Annotated in this window: 18 protein-coding genes; 15 read left to right on the plus strand and 3 right to left on the minus strand. The window is 40.2% G+C overall.

Annotation, left to right across the window (positions count from 1 at the left end):
• Window positions 1-145 precede the first annotated feature (145 nt).
• The 4 genes from QE450_RS00930 (at window position 146) to QE450_RS00945 (ending at window position 4548) form a co-directional block, all read left to right on the plus strand.
• Window positions 146-1270 carry an FAD-dependent monooxygenase gene (locus tag QE450_RS00930; RefSeq protein ID WP_307295981.1) on the plus strand — a complete coding sequence of 375 codons (1125 nt, stop codon included), beginning with the start codon at window positions 146-148 and terminating at the stop codon, window positions 1268-1270.
• A 312-nt stretch (window positions 1271-1582) separates the two neighbouring features.
• Complete coding sequence (locus QE450_RS00935; RefSeq protein WP_307295983.1) at window positions 1583-2113, plus strand: type IV pilus modification PilV family protein; 531 nt, start codon at window positions 1583-1585, stop codon at window positions 2111-2113.
• Entirely contained in the window at window positions 2097-2678 is a 582-nt protein-coding gene (locus QE450_RS00940; protein WP_307295988.1) for a PulJ/GspJ family protein, read from the plus strand. The genes QE450_RS00935 and QE450_RS00940 overlap by 17 nt, the downstream gene beginning before the upstream one ends.
• A gap of 49 nt (window positions 2679-2727) precedes the next feature.
• Complete coding sequence (locus QE450_RS00945; RefSeq protein ID WP_307295990.1) at window positions 2728-4548, plus strand: hypothetical protein; 1821 nt, start codon at window positions 2728-2730, stop codon at window positions 4546-4548.
• Between the two features lie 139 nt (window positions 4549-4687).
• On the opposite strand, the gene QE450_RS00950 is transcribed toward QE450_RS00945, so the two are convergent.
• The gene (locus QE450_RS00950) at window positions 4688-9304 is read right to left on the minus strand and encodes a DUF5057 domain-containing protein (protein ID WP_307295993.1); all 4617 of its coding nucleotides are present in this window, start codon (window positions 9302-9304) and stop codon (window positions 4688-4690) included.
• A gap of 212 nt (window positions 9305-9516) precedes the next feature.
• Between QE450_RS00950 and QE450_RS00955 the strand changes: the two genes are divergently transcribed.
• From QE450_RS00955 to QE450_RS00990, 8 genes are all read left to right on the plus strand, one after another.
• Window positions 9517-11181, plus strand: coding sequence for a GspE/PulE family protein (locus QE450_RS00955; RefSeq protein ID WP_307295995.1), 1665 nt, complete (start codon window positions 9517-9519; stop codon window positions 11179-11181).
• A 57-nt stretch (window positions 11182-11238) separates the two neighbouring features.
• Window positions 11239-12288, plus strand: a complete 1050-nt coding sequence (locus QE450_RS00960; protein WP_307295999.1) for a type IV pilus twitching motility protein PilT — start codon at window positions 11239-11241, stop codon at window positions 12286-12288.
• Window positions 12288-13493, plus strand: coding sequence for a type II secretion system F family protein (locus QE450_RS00965; protein ID WP_307296001.1), 1206 nt, complete (start codon window positions 12288-12290; stop codon window positions 13491-13493). The genes QE450_RS00960 and QE450_RS00965 overlap by 1 nt, the downstream gene beginning before the upstream one ends.
• 51 nt (window positions 13494-13544) lie before the next feature.
• Window positions 13545-14003 carry a prepilin-type N-terminal cleavage/methylation domain-containing protein gene (locus tag QE450_RS00970; protein ID WP_273614991.1) on the plus strand — a complete coding sequence of 153 codons (459 nt, stop codon included), beginning with the start codon at window positions 13545-13547 and terminating at the stop codon, window positions 14001-14003.
• A 123-nt stretch (window positions 14004-14126) separates the two neighbouring features.
• Complete coding sequence (locus QE450_RS00975; RefSeq protein WP_307296005.1) at window positions 14127-14891, plus strand: prepilin peptidase; 765 nt, start codon at window positions 14127-14129, stop codon at window positions 14889-14891.
• Window positions 14892-14907: 16 nt separating this feature from the next.
• Window positions 14908-16500 carry a pilus assembly protein PilM gene (gene pilM / locus QE450_RS00980; RefSeq protein ID WP_307296007.1) on the plus strand — a complete coding sequence of 531 codons (1593 nt, stop codon included), beginning with the start codon at window positions 14908-14910 and terminating at the stop codon, window positions 16498-16500.
• Window positions 16484-17053 (plus strand): type II secretion system protein GspM, encoded by a 570-nt coding sequence (gene gspM / locus QE450_RS00985; RefSeq protein ID WP_274170871.1) that lies wholly within the window; start codon window positions 16484-16486, stop codon window positions 17051-17053. The genes pilM and gspM overlap by 17 nt, the downstream gene beginning before the upstream one ends.
• 534 nt (window positions 17054-17587) lie before the next feature.
• The gene (locus QE450_RS00990) at window positions 17588-19201 is read left to right on the plus strand and encodes a gamma-glutamyltransferase family protein (RefSeq protein WP_307296010.1); all 1614 of its coding nucleotides are present in this window, start codon (window positions 17588-17590) and stop codon (window positions 19199-19201) included.
• Between the two features lie 128 nt (window positions 19202-19329).
• Here the strand turns inward: QE450_RS00990 and QE450_RS00995 are convergent, their stop codons facing one another.
• Complete coding sequence (locus tag QE450_RS00995; RefSeq protein ID WP_307296013.1) at window positions 19330-19971, minus strand: TVP38/TMEM64 family protein; 642 nt, start codon at window positions 19969-19971, stop codon at window positions 19330-19332.
• A gap of 106 nt (window positions 19972-20077) precedes the next feature.
• Window positions 20078-20692 carry a TVP38/TMEM64 family protein gene (locus tag QE450_RS01000; RefSeq protein WP_307296015.1) on the minus strand — a complete coding sequence of 205 codons (615 nt, stop codon included), beginning with the start codon at window positions 20690-20692 and terminating at the stop codon, window positions 20078-20080.
• A 223-nt stretch (window positions 20693-20915) separates the two neighbouring features.
• On the opposite strand from QE450_RS01000, the gene QE450_RS01005 reads away from it, so the two are divergent.
• The 3 genes from QE450_RS01005 (at window position 20916) to QE450_RS01015 (ending at window position 23782) form a co-directional block, all read left to right on the plus strand.
• Window positions 20916-21932, plus strand: coding sequence for an ion channel (locus tag QE450_RS01005; protein ID WP_307296018.1), 1017 nt, complete (start codon window positions 20916-20918; stop codon window positions 21930-21932).
• A gap of 131 nt (window positions 21933-22063) precedes the next feature.
• Complete coding sequence (gene aroD / locus QE450_RS01010; RefSeq protein ID WP_273614999.1) at window positions 22064-22843, plus strand: type I 3-dehydroquinate dehydratase; 780 nt, start codon at window positions 22064-22066, stop codon at window positions 22841-22843.
• Window positions 22844-23026: 183 nt separating this feature from the next.
• Window positions 23027-23782 carry an SMI1/KNR4 family protein gene (locus QE450_RS01015; protein WP_307296021.1) on the plus strand — a complete coding sequence of 252 codons (756 nt, stop codon included), beginning with the start codon at window positions 23027-23029 and terminating at the stop codon, window positions 23780-23782.
• The last annotated feature ends 20 nt before the right edge of the window (window positions 23783-23802 follow it).

A 23802-nucleotide genomic window follows, 5' to 3' on the forward strand; every position in this document is an offset into this window, starting at 1 on the left:
TACTTTTGCAAAAATAACAATCTTACATATTATAAATTTTACATGTAAAATATGGGATATAGCTTATTTTTAACTATTCTTCTAGATGCAGTTGAAAATGCTGTTCAATCATCAAGTTGTTTTATTACACAGAAGGAGCTGCATTATGTCGAACACAATAGAACATGTAATTATTATCGGGGCAGGCATCGGAGGATTATCGGCTGCGATTTCGTTACAGAAAATAGGGCTTCAGGTTACTTTATGCGAAGGCAATGCTCATGATGCACCTGCGGGTACAGGCATTACACAACCTCAGAATACGTTTAAAGTATTGAAGGATCTAGGTGTATATGAAGAATGTCTGGAGCAAGGCATACAATTAGAAAGTATGCAGATTTTGAACAAAGAAGGACATGTCCTGCTAGAAGTAAATCAAAAGTTTCTAAATGAAGATTTACCTGGACGTAACTCGATCTGGCGTTCTACATTAAATCAGATTTTGTTATCCAAAGCGCTAGCACTTGGAGTTACGATGAAATGGGATAAAAAGCTGAAAACATATGAAGAACACGAACATGGAGTCACTGTTTATTTTGAAGATGATACAATTTTAGAAGCAGATCTACTTGTAGGCTTTGATGGGATTCGTTCGAAAGTGCGTAATATTATGCTTCAACGTGAGGTTCAGTCGTCTTATCTAGGGATGGGTTCATGGCGTGTGCCGATTGAATTTCCTGCCGGTACATTGACGACAACGAGTTATATGTTATTGAATGAAGACAATAAGGTAGGTATTTTTCCGCTGACAGCTACCAGTGGTTATATGTTTATCCTGAAGCCTGTTCACGAAGACTATCGTGACCCGAAAGAACAGCGTTATCATACTGTGCGCCATATGTTGGAACCTTTTCAATGGAAAAAAGATTTCCTGAACAGTTGTTTCCAACCTGACAGTCCTATTCTATTTAATATGATTCGTCAGATTGTGCTGAAGGAAAAATGGTATAGCCAGCGTGTCGTCATCGGTGGCGATGCTGCTCATGCGAGTGCTCCGAATCTGGCACAAGGTGCAGCGATGGCGATAGAAGACGCGATTGTATTAGCAGAAGAGATTGCTCAACATGACTCTTTATCAGAAGCTCTATCTGCTTATTATGATCGAAGATATCCAAGAGCACGAGAAGTGCAACGGTTATCCGAAGAATTGCTAATCAACGAAATGTCTGGAAAATCTTCTCAACAAGAGATTATTCAGCAGTGTGATGCTTTATTGGAAAAAGCGTATTAAGTACTAATACAACTGGATTACTATCTATCATTACTATCAACCACTGATAATAGATCAATCAAAAAGTGCCTTTGCGGGCACTTTTTTTATTTGTCTTTTTTGTTGCAAATTTATTTGTATCATTTGCCCTATAGATCAGATTCCTCTATGAATATAATCCCATTTTTTGTCACGTTTACAAAGTAGATGTATGAAATTGGAAAAGGATGTATAAAGTTCAGAGCATAATTAGTCGAAGAAGTAGATAAGGGACTATCTACAATGATCGGATGCTACATATATAAATATAGCTAAAGAAAAAGGAGCCTACCGATGAGAAAGTATAACCAACATGAAGAAGGCTTTACCTTGATTGAAGTGATGGCGGCTATCGTAATTTTGGCGATTGTTTCGTTGGTGTTAATGTCTTATTTTAGTGATTCCTTATCGTACGCCAAAAGCAATGCCAATAAAACAGTAATGGTGAATCTTGCTCGTAATGCACTGGTATACGCAGAGAAGCAAGATTTTGATACATGGAAAACGTATTTTCAATCCAATGCTAGTATTGATAGCCAAAAGTGTGAATCAATCAGCAATTGTAGTATCTATGCTTCACTGGTAGAACAACCTGCTGTCCTGGCGGCTGTATTGAATCCTGTGGTGAATGGAGTGCAGTATCGGGTAGCGATTAAATATCAGAAAGATTTACTGCAATCCTCTACGGGCACGACTGCAACGATCAAAGGGCAAGAGTCTCCCTATCTGCTTCCGATTCAGATTAGCATACATGGAATAGAAGAAAAGTCAGGGCAGGTGGGAACGATTGTGGAGGGGTATATCACTGATGAGAAAATTCGTTGATCGCTTACGTCGTCAAGATGGATTTACGTTAGTCGAAATGCTGCCTACATTGCTTTTGTTAGCTATGGTCATGAGTATGATCTATGGAGTCGCTCATTTTGGAATGCGTAGTTATAACCAGATCAAAGTCGAAAATGCGTTGCGGGATGAAGGCGATATATTGATGTCTTCGATTATTACCGAACTGTATACTTTTTCACCGGATCGTGTTCGTCAATTAACAGTCAATGGCAAAAATATAGGGATTCGCTTAGAACGTGATCCAGCGATAGCTAGTGGCACAACAGGAACGATCGAAGTATTGAATATTTATATGCAGGCAGGTTCACTATATATCGGTGACTTGCAGAGCGTGAGTAGTTCATCAACCGTTACTTCGATTGTGCAACCCAAAGATCAGGTAAGAGCGATACAGTCTCGATTGGGAGATAGTTCATCGATTCAGATTCAATCGGATGGACGAACAGTCTATACGAGCGGCATTATTCAGATCAAGTTAGCACTATCTCAGACGGTACAAGGTCAAAATAAAAGTCTGGTGCTTGAAAGCAATTTTGGATTTTGATGATAGATATTCAGATGTTTAATTTGGATATTGGAAAAGGAGGTTATCCATGTCTATATTGCAAAAATGGAAACGCAGCATTCAGTTACTGCTAAACTATCCCGATCGCAACAGGGTATGCCATCCTGTTAAACAGGAACAAGGATCAGCACTGGTAATGGTGATGTTTGTTGTACTGATATTGACGGTGTTAGGACTGGCTGTACTGAGCGCAACAGTAGGGGGAGCCAAACGTACAGAAACACGTGAAAATGATGTACAAAGTCTGCATCTGGCGCAGAAGTCACTGGATGAGACGATTGCTTATATTACAGCTCAATTGGATCAAAAGCGCAATATTGATCCGGTTAGTCTGGATGCCGATATTTTGAATATTACACAACAGGTTCAGAATCAGATCAATACCGATATTAAGACAAGTACCGATCTACAAGCATCAGGAGCAGGCCCGTCACAAGCCAGACTGATGTCTATTGTATACAAAGGCCCGGAGAAAGGAACCACTTCACAGCTTACACGCTATGCGCTGACTTTAACAGCTCAAGCTAATGTGAATGGAGTTATTCGTACACTGGTACAAGAAGTGAATATTGATACGTTCCCAGAATTTCTAAGTTATGCGCTAGGGTCAGAACATAATCTGATTCTGAATGGAGCGCCTAATGTTATTGGTAACATCTATGCAGGAAATAGCTTGCTTACGAGTCGTACGGCTCGCTACACGTACAAAGCAGCTAATCATACGCAATCTACTCAATATCCTCATCTGAACGGTGATGCTTATGTACAATCATTAGATGCGATTCAAGAAGAAAAAGTCATGAATCAGTACACACCTATCAATATGGATGCTACACTTGCCAACGATAGTCTAGGACGAGTACTGGGTATTTCACTGGAACAAGTGAATATCAAAAACAAAAAGAAATTTGTACAGGTCAATATGGATCAGACATTTATAGATAAAATAGCTGAAGCAGTCTCGGTGAATCGTAATGATATTCAGACGATGTACAACAGTTCCAATCAGAATCCGGCTCAATTGATGACAGATGTCGCCAAACGCTACGGGATCAAGCAATTGACATTGCCTACGAAGCCAGCCACTCCTGTTCGTCCGGCAGTGGGTGCTCCATCCACCGAGTGGGATCAATACAATGCGGCTGTTGCCGCTATGCAGTCTTATGAAGAACAAATGGCAAAGCTCAAAGTTACACTGGCTACTCTTGATCAATCTGTGGTGTTCAACGGGGATCTGGAACTGGATGGTGTTACATTTAACCAATTGAATTATGCACAAAAAGCAGGTAAATGGTTTTTGCTTAATGGAAGTTTGACGATTGATAATTACCAGCAAAGTTCGATCAATATACGTGCTAATATGCTTACCGCAGGCAATGTGACGATACATGGAGAAGCTGATTTGGATGCAACGATCTATGTGATGAAAACACCAAGCAATGCGACAGACTATACAACGGTATTACAAGATGCGACGATCAAAGGTCTGAATGGAAAAGAGGTCGTTTTATTATCCAAAGGTGGCATTTTGCTCAATCGTATTGAAGCATTCAGTAGTACACCGACAACGATAAAAGGATTCTTTTATACCGAAGCGGCAGCCGATTTGTACGGTGTAGGCTCGGTATTCTGGTTAGACGGTGGCTTTTTTGCTAAAGGCGATCTGACGGTCAATGCAGTCGTTGGTGATGCTGTAGGCGGCGCTAGTGATATTGAAGTTAATCCGTCCTCGAATGTAGGTAGTCGCTTCCGGGTCACGTATAACGAAAGTGTGTATGCAGATCAACAAGCAGGCTTACCGCGGATTCAGCAGGTGAATGTACGTGTAGGCAAGTTAGAACTGAAATAACTATCGTTATGTTAAAGCAGTTTCTAGCTCTCCAAAGAAAATGTATGATTAATACAATAACAAAAGGCACTTACGATCTGATATCAGATTGTAAGTGCCTTTTTCGTATCGTTATATGATTATCATATATAGAAATGAATTAGTAGCGGTCGCCATTGGTATTTTTGGCGAGTACTTTAATCGTCACCGTTGCTCGAATAGATGCTTGATCGGTATAGATCACAGTTGCTTCAGCGGTTCCTTTACGAATTCCTTTCACAATACCATCTTTGGTTACAGTGATATTGTCTGTATTGGTTGTACTCCATTGCAGTGCATTTTGCAGAGCGTTTGTTAAGTCGACATTCGCAGGGGTGAAGAACAAGACCGAGTTCAGATTCATCGAATCGCCTTCCCAAATCTGAATTTCACTTGGTAATCGTAATCCGGTTAGCACAGGTATCACGTCTACATTTAATTGCGCTTGTTTCCCGCCTCCGCTAACTACGACCGTCACTGTTCCTTTTTGTATCCCTGTAACAACTGCTGTACTGCCTGTTCCTACAATCGTAGCATAACTGCTTTGAGTAGGATCAGCGAATGACCATTTGAAATCAGGTATATCTGCATCTGCTGGTGTTAATATCGCTTGTAGTTTAATACTTTCACTAATATTAACTTTGTTCGCTCCGATAATAGATAGCCCTTGTACTGGTTGTACGACCTGTATTTGTTTTTTTACTTCAATACCACCAGCATTGACGACAACAGTCACTGTTCCTTTTTGCTTACCTGTAATCACAGCAGTATCTCCTGTACCTGATGTGATACCAGCCAGAGTAGAACTGGTTGGACTTTCAAATGACCAGCTATACTTCGGTGTATCTGCATTCGCTGGAGAAATAATCGCTTGTAAATTGATTGTAGAACCTACAGCTACCGTATCAGGTCCTTGAATCGTTACTTTCTCGACCGGTCTAGTGATTAGAATAGGATGTTCGCTAGTATAGGTACGACTTGGTGCACCGTTAGTCGTTACTGTAGCAACAAGAGTGACGGTACCCGAATCATATCCGCGAACGACTACTTTCCAAGGATCAAGTAGTGTAGGTGTCAGTGTAGCTTTGTCTTTATCAGTTGCATTTTTAAATGACCATGTCACGGTTGCTTTAGGATTAGCAGGGACGAGGATCGCTTGCAATGTAGTGTTATCGCCTACTTTGAGCTGATCTGCTCCGACAATCGACACGCCGGGATTGGTAACGACTACTGTGGCTGTTGTCGATACATTGCTACCATCTGTTGCTGTAATCGTAATATGAGCAGTTCCCGGTGAAACGGCTATAATGGTTCCATTTTCACCAGTAGGTGTTACGGTCAGAACAGCAGGATTGTCCGATTTCCATTGCAATATTTTATTGTTAGCATCAGCAGGTAAAACGATAGGAATTAATGTCTTCTGATCGCCTACCCATAACGTATCATTAGGTAATTGCAAGCTGGTGATACGGGCAACAGAAGAGAAAATAATATCTGGAAACACAATAGTAACTCGTTCTGTCGGTGGAGGAGTAGGCACTTGAATATCGCCTGCAAATGGATTCAGGGAAGCACTACGCGCTGAACCTGTTAATGATCCTCCGATCAGTGTTCCTTTAATATCTCCACTGAATGTGACTGCTGCTCGTGGAGCAAGTACGGTACCCTGAACACTACTATTTCCTAGATTAAGAGCAGTCGCGCCACTAAAGTTCAATAATACTTGCTTCGGATTAACGCCACTGCTCAATGTTAATCCTCCATTCATACTTACAACCGTTCCATCAATATTGACCAGTACAGTTGAACCTGCGGGCACATTGATATTAAATGAACTGGCTTTGCTTACTGCTGCACCAGAGACATTGAATACATTGGTGGTAGGATCAGTACCTGTTAAAGTAATTGCTCCTGACGTTTCTACTTTGGTTGTGCCATTAGCAGTCACAGTAGCTAACCGATCTGTTTTTTTGAGTAATTGTGCACTAGCGGCATCGAAGTCAATCGGAGTACCTTTTACTGTTTTGATATAGAAAGGACTGATTACAGTTCCTCCATAGACAGCATTACCATAATTGATCGTTCCACCTACTAGACCCAAGTTTAAATTTTTACCTGCTACCAATACGCCTGTTCCAGCAGCCGTCGAAGTAAGCTTGGTTCCGATATTGAAGCCACTAGAGAGTGTAACTGTACCGGCGCCAGCAACACGACCTTCTGTGGACAATCCAGAAGCATTCATATTGATATCGCCAAGCATAAAGATATTATAATCTCCAGCTGTTCCAAGATCGCCGATATTTTCAAAAGCATTATGAATATCTGCATACTCGAGCTTTGCATTAACCAGATTATACGTTCCCTGACTAACCGGAGTAAGTGCTACAGAGAATGTAAGCGGATCTGGATTATCCGGTGTATACGATTGAACATTATTTTTGGTTGTCAGACTGTATGGAATGTCTGTTAGCGTCTTTTTCAAAGTATAACCTGTCGCTACTGTACCTTCTTTGGTCATTCCATCTGGCAAATTACCGACAATCTCAAGGTTGGGTGGAAGCTTCTCTGTATATTGAATATTAGAAATAAGAAGCTTACTGAATCCTTGTTCTTGTGTATTCACTGTTTTGAAATCGATCGGTTGTGGAGTAACCGAATACTGTAACGTCAGCGGAGTGTTGCGCTGAATGGTTCCATTTTGTACACCGGACACAATTTTGCGATCGGTTAACAGATTGGCACGAGCTTGTTCAATATTCAAAGTAGTGGTCTGTGTAGACACAGCACCTTGTTTATCCCGAACGGTTACTTCGATCTGTAGTGTACCGCCTTGTGGCAAAGGATTGTTAAACGTTTCGGTAACATTTTGACCGGATAAGACTGTTTTTTCGGGAATTTCAAGGTCAGGCAAGTACACACCGCCTGATTTGAATTTGACACTGGCATATAGATTACGATCTTTCAGATCCAGATCGTTAGGAATATAACTCAGTACAAGGTCTTTCAGATAAGAAGGCTTGGTGCTCTGATCGGTTGGCGCATTGATTGTAATATAAGGAGCATGGTTAGAACCGATAAATGCCCGGTATAACGTATTTACAAATAATTTCTGCTCCCATTGAGGGAATTTACTATTGGTATGTCCTGTACCTGAATAAGTTACATTTCCTTTGGAATACGTATAGTAATGATTCCAACTATCCGCGGCATCACGACTACTACCAATAATGTTGTACCATGACACCACATCTGGATCTTCCAAATTCAACGTATAGTACTGATCATGGGTAAGATTGATTTGCCCTACATATCCACCGGTATTCGTCGGAGCTTGACTCAGATCGAAAGGAAATTGAGTCAATAACCCATCATTAACAACGGCTGTACTGGAAGAAGCAGAGACTGCATTCAAGCCAATATTCGTTTTTGGAGCAATCTGACCGGAGCTAGGCTGGAAGTAGCTTAACCATCGATTAGAATTGGTATTACTTTTATCATAAATCGTATCATGCGTGAACATCACGCCCTGACCGGAAGCGATAAATTTCTGTACCGCAGTAGCAGATGCATCGGTTAACGGAGCGAATTGATTGTATTCATCACGAAAACCAAACACAAGCATATCGTACGTTCCGTTGAGCGTGCTGTATACAGCCGGAGTATTAAAATCACTGAAAGATTTGACGGTAATATTCAGGTTGTAATCATTTCCCATCAGATAACTTTGGGTCATATTCGCCGTATTTAACAAACTACTAGCAGTGCCATCAGACGGCAGGATTTGTAATACACGTACGACTGTTTTTTCATCCTGATAGCGAATAATGCCTGTTGTATAGTTTTTCAGTTGTCCGCTACTTTGGCGATCTACAATTTCAAGCTTCCAGTATAGTAGACCTGAATATGCTTTGGGTAACTTGTATTGTAATGTTCCATTTGATTGAGTAAGCGAAGTAGTAGCTACCAGTTGATCTCTGCCCATCGTAATCACTTTATCGATTCCTAGATACAGATTCGCTTCAACTCCACCACTACTAAAATCAGATATACGATCAACGTTAAATGCAAAATTAATCGTATCCCCTTGTTTGTACACATTGGTCTTATTCACAGAATAATCTATTGGAGCAGCTGTAACCGTAAACTGAGGACGCTGCATCAGTAAGCTACTAATAGTAGAACTTGAATTTTTCATCTGTGTTACCAGTGCTGTTAAGCCATTATCATCGACAAAAAACACATTGCTCACTTTGGAAGCCGCCTGATTGTATTTGGCAAATGTATCATACAAAATCCGTTGATCAGCTGTTGCTTTGGAAGTATTGGCTGTCTGACTCAAAATAGACGTGTGCAAAATAACCGGCAATCCTTTGTTGATATAACTATTGACAATATCATCTGCTTTGAGATGTGTAATATCGTTCATCACAGGAGTGGTATTGTGATTATTTCCTTGAACACCTGTTGTGCTATATATTCCTTTACCAATATAGATTGCATCATATCTACCATCTAACTCTTCGCGTTGAGCCACGAACTCTTTCATACGAATCGAGCGCACTGTGAAATTAGAAACGTTAGCCAACTGGCTTTTTAAAGTCGACGTGCCATCATCACTGATTTCTAAAATTCGCACAGGATATGCAGCCGCTGCGCCTACAATCATATGGGTGATCGGTATAATCATCAGGCATAAAAGTACGATAACTAAAGGAATCCAGCGCTTTCTCATCTTCATATATAATTTCTCCTTAATATTTTTGTTTCGCTATATAACAAATTTTGTAAAAGTGTCCGATAAAAGTGAAGTAACTGATATCTATATCGGTTGATGATGTTAATTCACAAAGGCATTTCACTCAATTTGTTGTTCCTAATCGCATCTATTTTACAAACAGGTATATAGAGACTCATCAGTACGTCATCATCATGGCTATGGAGTTGAAATGAATGAAAATGCTGAAAAAAAAATTAGGCGATCTTTTATTTGAAAGTGGTCTAATTTCGCAAGAACAATTGCAACAAGCCCTAACAGAACAAAATAAATCCAAACGCAAGCTTGGGGATGTACTAATAGCGCAAGGATTTATCACAGAGCAACAATTAATTGAAGTGTTAGAACTTCAATTAGGTATTCCTCATGTGAGTCTTTTTAAATATCAGATCGATCCGGCAATCACACAGATTATTCCGGAAAGTATGGCCAAGCGTTATCAGGTACTTCCATTTATGAAAGATGGCAGTAAATTAACAGTAGCAATGGTTGATCCACTGGATTACTTTGCAATCGAAGATTTGCGGATGACGACTGGATTTCGGATTGAACCAGCTATTTCTAGTCGGGATGAATTACAGCGCGCGATTGCTCATTATTATGGGTTGCGTGATTCGATGAGTCTGATGATGGGCGAGTTGCCCAGTCAAGATGAGATCGAAGAAACCGAAATTACCGATGAAGCTTCGCCTATTGTACGTCTGGTCAATCAGATGATTCAGCAAGCTGTTCATTTGAAAGCTTCAGATATTCATGTAGACCCTGGTGAAAATGATGTAGTCATTCGTTACCGTATCGATGGAGTGTTACGCACAGAGCGTCATTTACCGAAACAAATGCAAGGATTTATAACCGCTCGTCTGAAAATTATGGCGAAATTAAATATTGCTGAACGTCGTCTGCCACAAGATGGACGGATAAAGCTACAGTTTGATCTGAAGATGGTCGATATTAGGGTATCTTCATTACCAACGATGCATGGAGAGAAAATAGTTCTTCGTCTGTTGGATTTAAGTACAGGTGTAAAGCCTGTAGAACAATTAGGATTTGATCGTAAAAATGCAGTCTGGTTCCGCGAAATGATTGAACAGCCTTACGGTATCTTGTTAATCACAGGCCCTACAGGTAGCGGAAAAACAACTACTCTTTACTCGGCGCTTAATCTATTGAATACCGAAAGTGCCAATGTCATCACGATCGAAGATCCGGTGGAATATCAATTAGAAGGTGTCAATCAAGTACAGGTCAATCCGGGAATCGGCTTAACGTTTGCATCAGGATTACGTTCGATTTTGAGACAAGATCCTAATATCGTTATGGTCGGAGAAATACGTGATGATGAGACTGCTGAAATTGCTGTACGTGCTTCTTTAACAGGTCATCTGGTGTTATCAACGATTCATACGAATGATGCGGTAAGCACAGTGATGCGTCTACGTGATATGGGCATTGAACCGTATTTGATCGCTTCTTCACTGATCGGGATTGTCGCTCAGCGCTTAGTACGTCGTATCTGTTCGGATTGCAAAGAATCATACACACCGACAGATCAAGAAAAGATTGTGCTAGAAAGTCATGGATTAGATGTACATGTTCTACATCGTGGCAAAGGTTGTGGTAACTGTAATAACACCGGTTATCGCGGACGTGTAGCGATTCAAGAAGTTCTCAAAATTGATAAAACGTTGCGCCGTATCATTACAGAAGGAGCAGCTATCGAAGAAATTAGAAATGCGGCTAAAGATCAAGAGATGGTAACTCTTATGAATGATGGATTGCACAAAGTTATAGAAGGTATAACAACTGTTCAAGAAGTTATGCGTGAAACGGTTGCTTATTAATTAGCCAATCCCAATACATCACAACATCATATTCCAGTCAGAGGGGGGAAGAAATGAATGGCTCATATCGGTCTGGATATCAAGGAATTACTTGGTAACATGCGAGATGCAGAAGCTTCTGATCTGCATGTATCGACCGGATCAGCGCCTATTATGCGGGTTCACGGTATGTTGCATACAGGCAAAGGAGCACTTCTTACTGCTAGTGATACAGAAGAAATGGCTCGAATGTTATTACGAGACGATCAATGGGCTATTTTTCATCAAGCAGGCGAGTTGGATTTTGCTTATATGCTAGAAAATGGATCACGTTATCGGATCAATGTATTTCGGCAAAAAGGTCATATCAGTATTGCCGCAAGAGCAATCTCTGATCGTATTCCTACACTAGAGTCGCTAGGATTACCTACAATGCTCAAAGGATTAACCGAAAAGCCGCAAGGATTAGTATTAGTCACAGGCCCTACAGGTAGTGGTAAATCTTCTACACTGGCGGCAATGATTGGATATATCAATACACATCAGCGCAAGCATATCGTCACGTTAGAAGATCCTATTGAGTATTTGCATGAACATGGATATTCACTGGTAAATCAACGGGAAGTGGGTCATGATACAGCAAGTTTTGCCAACGGAATTCGGGCAGCTTTACGACAAGATCCTGATGTATTACTGGTAGGGGAAATGCGAGATTTGGATACAATCTCTGCTGCTGTAACCGCGGCTGAAACAGGGCATCTTGTATTCGCAACTTTGCATACTAGTGATGCACCACAGACCGTTGATCGGATTATTGATGTCTTTCCTGCTCACCAGCAAGGACAGATACGAATCCAGTTAGCTTCTGTGTTAACAGCGATCATTTCACAACGATTATTACCTTTAGCTGATGGGCAAGGGCGAGTATGTGCGACTGAGATTCTGATTCAGACGCCTGCGATCGCCAATCTAATCCGAACCGAAAAAACACATCAGATCAAAAGTCTGATGCAGACAGGGCGAATGTTAGGCATGCACACACTGGATATGAATATTCGTGAACTGTTGCAACGTGGACAAATTTTGCCAGCGGTTGGTAAGCCATATCTTTCCGAGGTGAATGCATAATGGCTCAATTTGAATATCAGGTACGAACCAATAGTGGTAAACAGCTCAAAGGCACTTTAAATGCTACTGACAAAACAGCAGCGATGGAAGAATTACGTAAGCGTGGCTTAACGGTATTCTCGCTTAATGAACAGCGTATGACGCTGTTTTCCAAAGAAATCTATATTGGTAGTCCGGTCAAAACGATTCATTTTATTATTTTCTGTCGGCAGTTCTCCACCTTGATTCGTGCAGGTGTAACTATTCTGGATGCTACTCGAATACTAGCCGAACAGACCGAAAGTAAAGTGTTACGCAAAACATTGCAAGATGTATATGCTAGCCTGATACGAGGCATTGCCTTATCACAAGCGATGCAGGAACATCGCAAAGTATTTCCGGCACTATTTATCAGCATGTTACGAGCTGGCGAAGAATCCGGTGATCTGGAAGGTACATTAGATCGCTTAGCAGTTTATTTTGAAAAGCGTCATGGTACACGAGAAAAGATCAAATCAGCATTAACGTATCCAGTAACAGTAGGGTTGCTTGCTGTTGCGGTAACGGTGTATCTGCTAGCCGCTATTATTCCACAGTTTGTCAATATGTTTGCGTCGATGAATGCACAGCTACCTGCGATTACAGTGATTGTGTTGTCATTAAGTAATAGTTTGCAAAAGCAGTGGTATATCTGGGTACTGGTACTTCTGCTTCTCATTATTTCATATATTATTGTTCAGCGTTCGGAGCGAGGAGCGTATTGGATTGATTATGCCAAGCTCAAAGTGCCTATTTTCGGAAAGTTGAATCAAAAAGGGTCGATTGCTCAATTTGCCCGTACGTTTTCTTCATTATATGCAAGTTCTGTACCTATTCTACAAGCCCTTTCGATTGTAGAAGAAGTAGCTGGTAACAAAGTGATCGAAGGGTATTTACGTCAAGCAGGGGACTCGTTGCGCAAAGGAAATCCATTGTCTGAACCGCTCAAAAAAGCGTGGGTATTTCCACCAATGGTCACACAAATGATCGCAATCGGGGAAGAAACAGGTGCTCTGGATCAGATGCTTGGTAAAGTAGCCGATTTTTATGAGATGGATGTCGATAATACGGTAGATCGGTTAAAGTCATTGCTTGAGCCGTTATTGATTACTTTTTTATCCGCTATTGTTGGTATTATTGTCGCTGCAATTATGTTGCCGATGTTTAGTCTATATAACAATTTGTAAGAAATGGCATCAAGGAATAACACTACATTTAATTAACTGGAGGAATTCAAAATGATGAGCAAAGTGATGAAACGTATGGGTAAAGAGGAAAAAGGATTTACATTGATCGAGTTACTAGCAGTTATCGTAATTATGGCTATTATCGCAGTTATCGCGATTCCAATGATCGGTAATGTTATTAATAAATCCAAAGCAAATGGTGATCTAGCGACAGCTTCACAAGTATATAATGCAGCTCGTCTATATGTGATTGGTGAGAAAAACGGCGATTTCACTACTGCTGCGAACAGAACAGTAACATTGGCTAATATGGTAGATGGCGGTTATTTAAATGCTGATACAAGTTTACCAAGTTCAAAAGCAAAATTAACAGCGGCTACTGTAATATTTACAGACAAGGGTGAACTTACCAGTGTTACGCTTGCACCTGTAGGACAAGGATCAACGAATGGAACATATACAGCAGCTCAAGTGCTTAGTGCGACTCCCGCAACTCCGGCAACTAATTAAATAAGATTTAGCTACTAATCAAATGAAGCATTAAATCATAAAATCTATCAAAAACCTACAAAAGATCGGAACCATGTTTCCGGTCTTTTTGAAATCATGAACAAGAAAGTAGATCAAATCACGATGGACATCATGTTATGGATTAATATCTATATTGTTGTACTAGGCATGGTATTAGGCTCCTTTTTTCATGTGGTCGCCTGGCGTGTACCCGAAGGGCAGTCGATTATCCATCCTCCGTCCAGTTGCTCGCATTGCCAGCATCGCTTAACAGCACTGGATATGATTCCTGTGCTCAGTTATATCGGTACGAGAGGGCGATGCCGGCATTGTAGAACACGCATATCGATTCAATATCCTATTGGTGAAGCGATAACCGGCCTATTATTTTTATGGATATTTCTGCATTTTGGCTGGACAAGTGATACAGTGGTCGGTTGGTTATTGGTTAGCTTGTCGGTCATTATTACATTGTCTGATCTGCAAGTGATGAAGATTCCGAATAAAGTGTTACTGTTTTTTGCCCCTATTTTTCTAATCCTTATTGCATGGTTACCAGATGCGATTAGTCTAGGTTCCCATCTAGGTGGAGCGATAGCAGGCGGAGGTATATTATTGCTGATTGCTTTTATCAGTCGCGGTGGTATGGGGATGGGCGATGTAAAGCTTTTTGCTTTGTATGGATGGGTTATCGGATTGGCTAATGTGTGTCTTGCTCTTTTTATAGCGTGTTTACTTGGCACACTGATCGGGATTGGATTAAGACTACTTGGTAAAGTAGACAAGCAACAACCGATTCCATTCGGGCCTTTTTTAGCCGCCGGGACATTGATTTCTTTTGTATACGGATCACAGATCATTGATGCATATCTTTCGCTTATTGGTTAGGAGGAGAGTAGTTCCTATGTTTCAACGAAATTTACCTCATGTTGGCTTATCGCTGGAACAGACAGAGATTCGCTATGTATCGTTAAAAAAGAAAAAACAATGGGAATTGGAAAAGAAAAAGTTTTTGCCGATCCCTTCAGGTATTATTGTTGAAAATCAGATCGTAGATACAGAAAGTATGAATCATTTATTGCGCAAATGGGTGACCGAGGAAGGGTTAAAAGGAGAATCAGTAACACTTTCGATTCCGCCTTCTCGTATTCTGGTGCGTGCGATGAGTATTCCGAGTACCAATAGTAAGCAAGTCAGTCAATTGGTAGAACTTGAAGTCGAGACTGGATTGCATTTACCTTTCGAAAATCCAGTCTACGATTATATTGTGACATCGATTGATGAAGAACATACACACTTGCTTGTATTTGCTGCGCCAAGTCAGTTAATTAAAGACTATATTAGCCTTTTGGGCGATGTTGGGATCAAAGTAGCGGCTGTAGAATTATCGGCTACAGCATTAGCTAGAACGATTGTAACCGAACATGGACGCTCTTTTTCCAATACAATGTTGATTCATCTTACAGATCATTTGCTAGATATTTATATGTTCCGCAGTGGACAACCTGTGTTTATGCGTAGTATCGAGTCTTCTCGTGGGTTAGAGGATATGTCTGTTCTGGATGATCTGAACACTTCATTATCCCGCCAACAGATTGATGATATTATTCCTGAAATCTCGCGTATGTTGAACTTTTATCAGTACAGTCTCCATGACGGCTCTGTGAAGATCGAAGAGATTTTTGTGACTGGATTACCACAAGAACGAGAACTGCTGGCGCATGAACTGAGTCAATCGTTATCCGATATTCAAGTCGAAGCGGTTGAACTGGAAACGACGCAGCATGCATTTCAGACTGATCCTGATTTGAATAGCTATCGGGTAGCTGTAGGTGCCGCTCTTCGTAGAGAAGATACCAAACCTATCAATTTACTGCCTCAAGAAAAAAGAGAAAAACAGCAATTTTCATATTCGACTATAGGTTTAATAGCCCTATGGATACTTGCTATGTGCGGATCTATTTTTTATATGATGAGTCAAAATGGAACGATTACCGAACAAGAACGTGCGATACAACAATGGAGTGATCGCAATGCAATGGCACAGTTGGAATTGTCTAAATGGAACGGCAATGGATCATCAGGTGCCGCTAATCAGTCCGTAGTCGATGCTGTGATGAATTATCGTATAGATGTGGTTAGTATATTGGATTCATTGACCAAACAATTACCGAAAAGTGGGATGATTCGCGATATTTCTTATAATCGTAGTTCAAATCTATTAGTGACAGCAAGTATGCGTAACTTTAACGATGCGGCTAATTATTTGGTGAAGCTACGGAGTATGCCTTTTGTTCAAGCGGCTTCAGTCAACAAAGCGACCAAAGATAACTCGGTCGATTCAGCAGTACGACCAACCAAAGGACAAGCTTCCTTGTATCTAGTGATCTACACTATCGATCTTCAACAGCCAAGTGTAACTAACGATACGTATGCGCCATCATCTACTGCTGGATCATCAGAGGAAGGAGGAGTATCCAATGGAACAGCTCAATAAATATCGTAATGTCATTTTATTAGGGATTATCTTATTATTTGTGATTTTATTAGCTTTTTACATGTGGGTACTCTATCCTTTATCCCAGAAATCCGAACAGTATGATGTTCAGCTTAATCAAATGCAACAAGAATACAACCTGATCCAGACCAAAATTGCTCAGTTAAAAGGCAGTCAGCCTACCGATGCACAACAGGCGATTCAAGCGGCTATCCCTGCTACAGTAGCAAGTGAGAAGTTATTAATTCAATTACAGCAAGTCGATCAGACCAGTTATGCTCGTATTACAGATATTGAATTTGTAAATGTAGATAACAATAACAGCGGTGACATAACAGCTGAGAATCTAGGCGTAAATGTAGGGCAGATTCGAATGAATGCTGAACTGGAAGGCGGATATACCGAGATTCGGGAATGGATGAATCAATTGCAAAAGCTTCCACGCTTAATTACGGTCGATTCATTTAGCTTCCAACAACCATATACACCTGGCAAATCAGGTCCTATTTTGACAGCAAATGTGTCATTTACTGCGTATTATAACTCGCCTTGATCTTATATTGGAAAAGAATAAATAGGTTCAATGATTATAATGAAAAACTCTAAGTAGATCATATGCTTGGAGTTTTTTCTATATATAGGCAGACCATTATCTTCTACATTAAAGTAAAGAGTTTGTAATTTTGGAAGTCATTATCTAGAATAGACTATACATTTGAAGAAAGGAATGTGGAATGAATTGAATAGTAAGGTGTCTACGATCAAGATATTAAAATGGTTATTTGCTGTATCTACTATAGTTTGTGCGATCATTGGTTTTATATTTCCTGGGCGATCATTTATATTAGGGTTGGTATCACTTTCTTTGTCACTCCATTTATTTTGTATGTGTATTGATGCACGCATGAATCCGAATCCCAAACAATCGTATTCGCCTATCCTTATGCTTATGATCGTAGGAATTATTAATTTTATTGTAAGTATAATCATTCTCTCTACTTAGTAAGTGATGATCTAATGTAATTATGAATCCAAATAGACTATAGTAATACATAACTTATTGACTATTCATCCTATGGAGGTACTTATGATTCCTTTTGATCCGTTATCTCATCCTTATCTTTCAGAACGACAACCGGTCTATGCAAATAATGGCATGGTCGCTACTTCGCAACCGTTAGCAGCGCAAGCAGGATTAGATATTTTGAAAAAAGGTGGCAATGCGATTGATGCGGCAATTGCGACAGCCGCTTGCTTGACTGTTGTTGAACCAACGTCTAACGGAATCGGAGGCGATGCTTTTGCAATCATCTGGACGCAAGGCAAACTACATGGGCTAAATGCTAATGGGCCTGCACCGCAAAGTATCTCTATTGAAGCGATTCGGCAAGCAGGGCATGACAAGATGCCAACCCACGGATGGATTCCAGTAACCGTGCCAGGAGCGCCATCTGCATGGCAAGCACTATCACAAAAATTCGGCAAATTACCTTTAACCGAAGTGCTTCAACCCGCAATTGATTATGCAGAACAAGGATTTCCGGTATCCCCAACGTTAGGATATTACTGGAATCTGGCGTATGAACGTTTTGCTAACATATTGACAGAAGAGCAGTATCAACACTGGTTTACAACGTTTGCTCCAAAAGGCAGAGCACCACGTATTGGTGAAATATGGCGTTCACCAGATCATGCGAAGACATTACGAAGTATTGCTGAGACAGGCGCAGAATCGTTTTATCGTGGTGAACTGGCAGAGCAGATCGATAATTATTCGCGTCAGTATGGCGGATTTTTGCGTAAAGAAGACCTAGAGGCATATTATCCTGAATGGGTTGATCCGATCGGAGTCCATTACAAAGGTTATGAAGTCTGGGAGATTCCACCATCCGGTCAAGGATTGATTGCGTTAATGGCTCTTAATCTGTTGAATGGCTATGAATTTGCAGGCAGAGATACAGTAGATACACATCATAAGCAGATGGAAGCGATGAAGTTAGCATTCAGTGATGGACTCAAATACATCACTCAACACGATAAAATGACAACCAAATTAGAAGATTTGTTATCTGATCATTATGCAGAGGAACGGCGAGCGTTGATCGGCGAACGTGCATTACAACCTGAAGCAGGCAAGCCAACATCCAGTGGAACGGTGTATCTAGCTACCGCAGATCATGAAGGCAATATGGTGTCGTATATTCAAAGTAACTATATGGGATTTGGCTCAGGAATCGTAATTCCCGGTACAGGGATTGGACTACAAAATCGCGGACATTCTTTTTCACTTGATCCTACGCATGATAATCGCTTAGAACCGGGGAAAAAGACATATCATACGATTATTCCAGGCTTTTTGACCAAAGACGGTCAGCCACTTGGTCCTTTTGGAGTAATGGGTGGATTTATGCAACCTCAAGGTCATGTTCAGGTGGTAATGAATATGATCGATTTCCATCTTCATCCGCAAGCAGCACTGGACGCTCCACGCTGGCAATGGGTAGAAGGCAAAGTGATCGAGATTGAACCGAATTTCCCTGAACATCTCGCTCAAAGTCTGATTCGCAAAGGACATCATATTGTGCGTGCTAATAGTGTTGGTGGATTTGGACGGGGACAGATTATTTTGCGTGATCCCGAGACAGGTGTATTGATCGGTGGAACAGAGTGGCGTACCGATGGTACAATTGCGGCTTGGTAATACGATAGAGATCAAAAGCCACTATTCTATACAGTGCAGAACAAGATCCTACCTGAAATAGATCTACATCGATCTAAAAAAAGCGCTTGATCCACAGGAAACAAGTGGAGATCAAGCGCTTTTGCATATTATTTACACACTTGAGGTTCGGGTTCGATATCTAGTATTTCCGATTCTTCTCGTTTACCGAACCAAGCTTCGACTTTGCGGATAAAAATAAATCCGATAATAACGAATAATGCTACAAATAATAATTTCAACGGTTGCTGGAAATAGCTAGCCCAATCGGCTCCGATAAATGAAATGATAAAGATCATCATGCCCCGACCCAGACCTGCGGCAATTACAAAAGAACGGAATTTGATGCCACTGAGTCCAGCAGCCACATGAAGCAATGTAAAAGGACCAAATGGTAACAAACTAAACATAAAAATATACATAAATCCGTTATTTTTCATCCAACGTATACTTTTTTGGACAGCTTTATTATGAGAAAAGCGATCGATATATTTGTAATGGGAAAGCTTACGCACTAACCAGAACATCAGAATAGCCCCACTCATTATACCGATCCAAGAGTACAATACACTCCACCATAATCCAAACGCCGCCACATTAAGCCCGATCACAACAATAATAGGTAATAGAGGAATAAAAGAGATTAGAAAAGCGAGCAATATACTAAACCATGGACCGAGAGCACGATATTGATCCATCAGATGATTGATATCACCTTCTTGGAGATAAGACATGAATTGTGCAATATCCATAGCCACGTTCCTTTCGTTCAATTGATTCTATATCTTTATTTACCCAATCATACCTATAAATTCTCGCTTATTATGATCTTTATGTTATTTTTTACACTGGAATATATTATTGTTGTTCAGAAAGCTCATCCCGACGACCGAACCATGCTTCAATACTACGACTACAGATAAAACAGATAATCACAAACAGCAACACCAACAACAGATTCCACGGATTCTCACGATAACGAGACAGATCGGCACCGATAAATGATACGGCGAACACCATAATCCCCCGTCCAAAAATAATCGCTATCATAAAAGAACGAAATCGTATCCCGCTTAGTCCAGCAGCCACATTTAACAATGTAAACGGACCTACAGGAAAAAGACTCAGTAAAAAAATATAATTAAAGCCATTATTTCGAATCCAATGTCTTGTAGTAACGACTTTGGGATTATGTACAAGCCGTGACAGGTAGCGATGTTCTGATAACTTACGCACCAACCAGAATGCGGTCAGTGACCCTGCTGTAATACCAATCCACGAATATAGAAAACCGATCCATAACCCGTAAACAGCCGCATTTACACCCAGAATAACAATCGTAGGTAATGGAGGGATAAAGGATTTGAGAAAAGGCAATAACATACTAGCAAGCGGACCCAATGAACGATATTCACTCATCCAACTTTTTAAATTTTCTTCCGTCAAATAAGACAACCACTGCGAAATATCCATAACCTCTCTAAATCCTTTCTGTTAAGCGCTTGGCATTAAAAGCGCGACCTCATTCAATCAAACGTGATTTTTGCAACGCAAAATATCTTTCCATTCATTTCATTTTATTATAACGGATAGATTAGCAAAAAAGGCGAATGACAAACAGTTGTCGAATTATTTAACATTCAAGTTATTTTTCACCAATCGCTATTACTCTAACAAAGGAGCACACCCGAGCATTATGCATATCATTCTTCGTCTTTCTCGCAAAATGGTAAGAATGCGCAAATCGGTATTAGCGACAACTACATTATTATTTTTGTTATTGTCAGCAACGATAGCGTATATGATCGAACCGGATACATTTACTCACTGGTTTAATGCGTTGTACTGGGTATTGACCACAATGGCAACTGTGGGTTACGGCGATTATTTTATGAAAAGTATAAGTGGCAAAATATTCACTGTATTTTTGTATATTTTCGGTATTGGTCTACTAAGCTTAATTATTAGTAAGATTGTAGATTCGATGGGAGAATATAACCGAAGAAGAGGAGCAGGTAAATTGAAATATGTAGGGCAAGATCATATCATTATTATCAATTGGAGCAAAAAAGCACACTATGCAATCGATGAATTATTTGCCAGCAATCCAGAAATAGATATCGTGATTATCGACCAATTGGAAAAGCATCCATACGATCATCCACAAGTCCATTATGTCAATGGTGATCCAACCAAAGACGAGACATTGCAACAAGCCGAGATCAGTACTGCGCGTGCGGCGATTATTTTTGCAGATTCCCGAATTGATGATGCTTCTTTAGTCGATGGCAAATCTTTATTAGTCGCTTCCAGTATTGAACGATTAGCTTCCCATGTACATACTACTGTTGAAATTATGTTAGAAAATCATATCAAAAACTTCCATCATGTACATGTTAATGAATTTGTATTGTCTCATGATGCGATTTCAAGACTAGCTGTTCGCTCTGCACTTAATGAAGGCAATAACGATGTATTAGCTCAATTGCTCAATCGTCAGTACGGCGAAGATATTTATCATATACCAACAGATGCAAGCTGGCATACGTATGGTGAAGCTTTTCAAGCACTGCTGTCTCAAGGAGCTACATTGATCAGTGATCGCAACGATATGACGATTAATCGTAAATTAACTGAACATATTCCAGCAGAAGCCAAATTATTTGTTATTTGTGATCCGGATACTCATACTCGTCTAATCAATAAATTCTAATAAAAAGCTTATACATTACAATAGCCTGCGGTGTCAGCATACTTCAAATTGGGCTATACTATAGTAGATATTATGATACAGTATCGCAAGACATCTTCATTTATTTTGTATGGCAAAGGAGTTCAAATCAAATGTCTAATTCTCATACATTCAAACCAGTACGAGTCAAACACCTTACAATCGGAGAAGGAAAGCCTAAGATTTGCGTATCTTTAACAGGAAGTACCACTGAACAATTAGTAGAAGAAGCACATGCCCTCAAATTAGCTGATATTGATATGGTCGAATGGCGTGTTGATTTTTTTGAACAAGTAGAACAACTGGATATGGTCACTCATACACTGGAACGTATCCGCGATATTCTTCCATCGACTCCGCTTATTTTTACATTTCGTAGTGCCAAAGAAGGCGGGCAATATGAATTAAGCAGTAGTGATTATGTAGCATTGAATCAGGCGGTAGCTTCAACAGGTGAAGTGGATCTGATAGATGTAGAACTGTTTAATGAAGCAACCGATATTGAACAATTGATCGCAACAGCCCATCAACATGATACATTTGTGATTATTTCCAACCATGATTTTCATCAGACACCACCTAAAGAAGAGATCATCTCACGTCTATGTCGTGCCCAACAATTGGGTGCAGATATGACCAAAATCGCTGTTATGCCTCAAAGCAGTAGCGATGTGATCACTTTACTGGATGCAACCAATACAATGAAAGAACAACATGCTGATCGCCCGATGATTACAATGTCGATGGCAGGCAAAGGCATGATTAGCCGCTTAACAGGAGAATTATTCGGATCAGCTATTACATTCGGTGCTATCCAAAAATCATCTGCTCCCGGACAAGTACCTGTCTCTGAATTGCGAAGTATTTTGAATATGTTACATGCTAATTTATAAGTGAATATTGTGAAGTCTCTCTGCATAATTAGAGGGACTTTTTTTATATCTCAAAAGAATAAGGAAAAAAGATCATTCGTTATGTCTATCTAATCTTTCGCTCCGAGTTAGCTGCCAATGTTTATTCCTCTGTTATTTATCTGTACAATAAAAATATAATATGATTAGAAAGTAGGTATTGGTATGTATTTGGTGAACGAACATGTACAACCTGTAGAACGCGCAACATTACTTCGTTTTCAGCAAGATCATCATATACAATTGCCAGAAGCTTATTGTGAATTTGTACAGCAATATGGAGTAGGTACGTATTGTGGAGTATTGAATATAGAACGTCCAGACGCTCAGCAGTTACAAGAATTTGTAGAATACCAGTTGTGGGAACATGATGAACATAGCCCGATTACGAATGAACAGCTGGCTGAATGTATCGTGATTGGAACAACGATTGATGGAGACTTTCTAGCTCTTCATCCTCAAGTGAGTGATCTATTATGGTTACCGAGGCATTCTACTGAGATCGAAGTACGCCAGTATGATTCTCAAGCTTCATGGATCGAAATGATGGATCAATGGTTGACGATGTCTTACGGGGATTCTTTTCAGAAGATGCAACCACATCGTTATTATGAGTCATGGACTCCATCTCAACAACATCGTTCGCTGACATTTCATCCGTTTGAAGAAGGTAACAATTTGCTTTCGATCAGTTCAAGTGCAGAGCAATTAACACAGGTTGCTGATCAGATTAATACGCAGATGCCAGCAGATTTGAAGATTGAATCTCCATACAGTTGTTTGTTATTCTGGCGCTCTATTCAAGGGTATGCTCGCTTTAATTATGCTTATGGTTATGAAGTAGCGCTTTGTTATGATGATACAGAGGAAGAAGCAAAGGAACGATTGTTAGAACTCCTTTTACAATATCAGATTTATTGATTTGACGATATACAATGATG

The organism is Paenibacillus sp. SORGH_AS_0306 (assembly GCF_030819345.1).
In the GTDB taxonomy this organism is placed as follows: domain Bacteria; phylum Bacillota; class Bacilli; order Paenibacillales; family Paenibacillaceae; genus Saccharibacillus; species Saccharibacillus kyungheensis.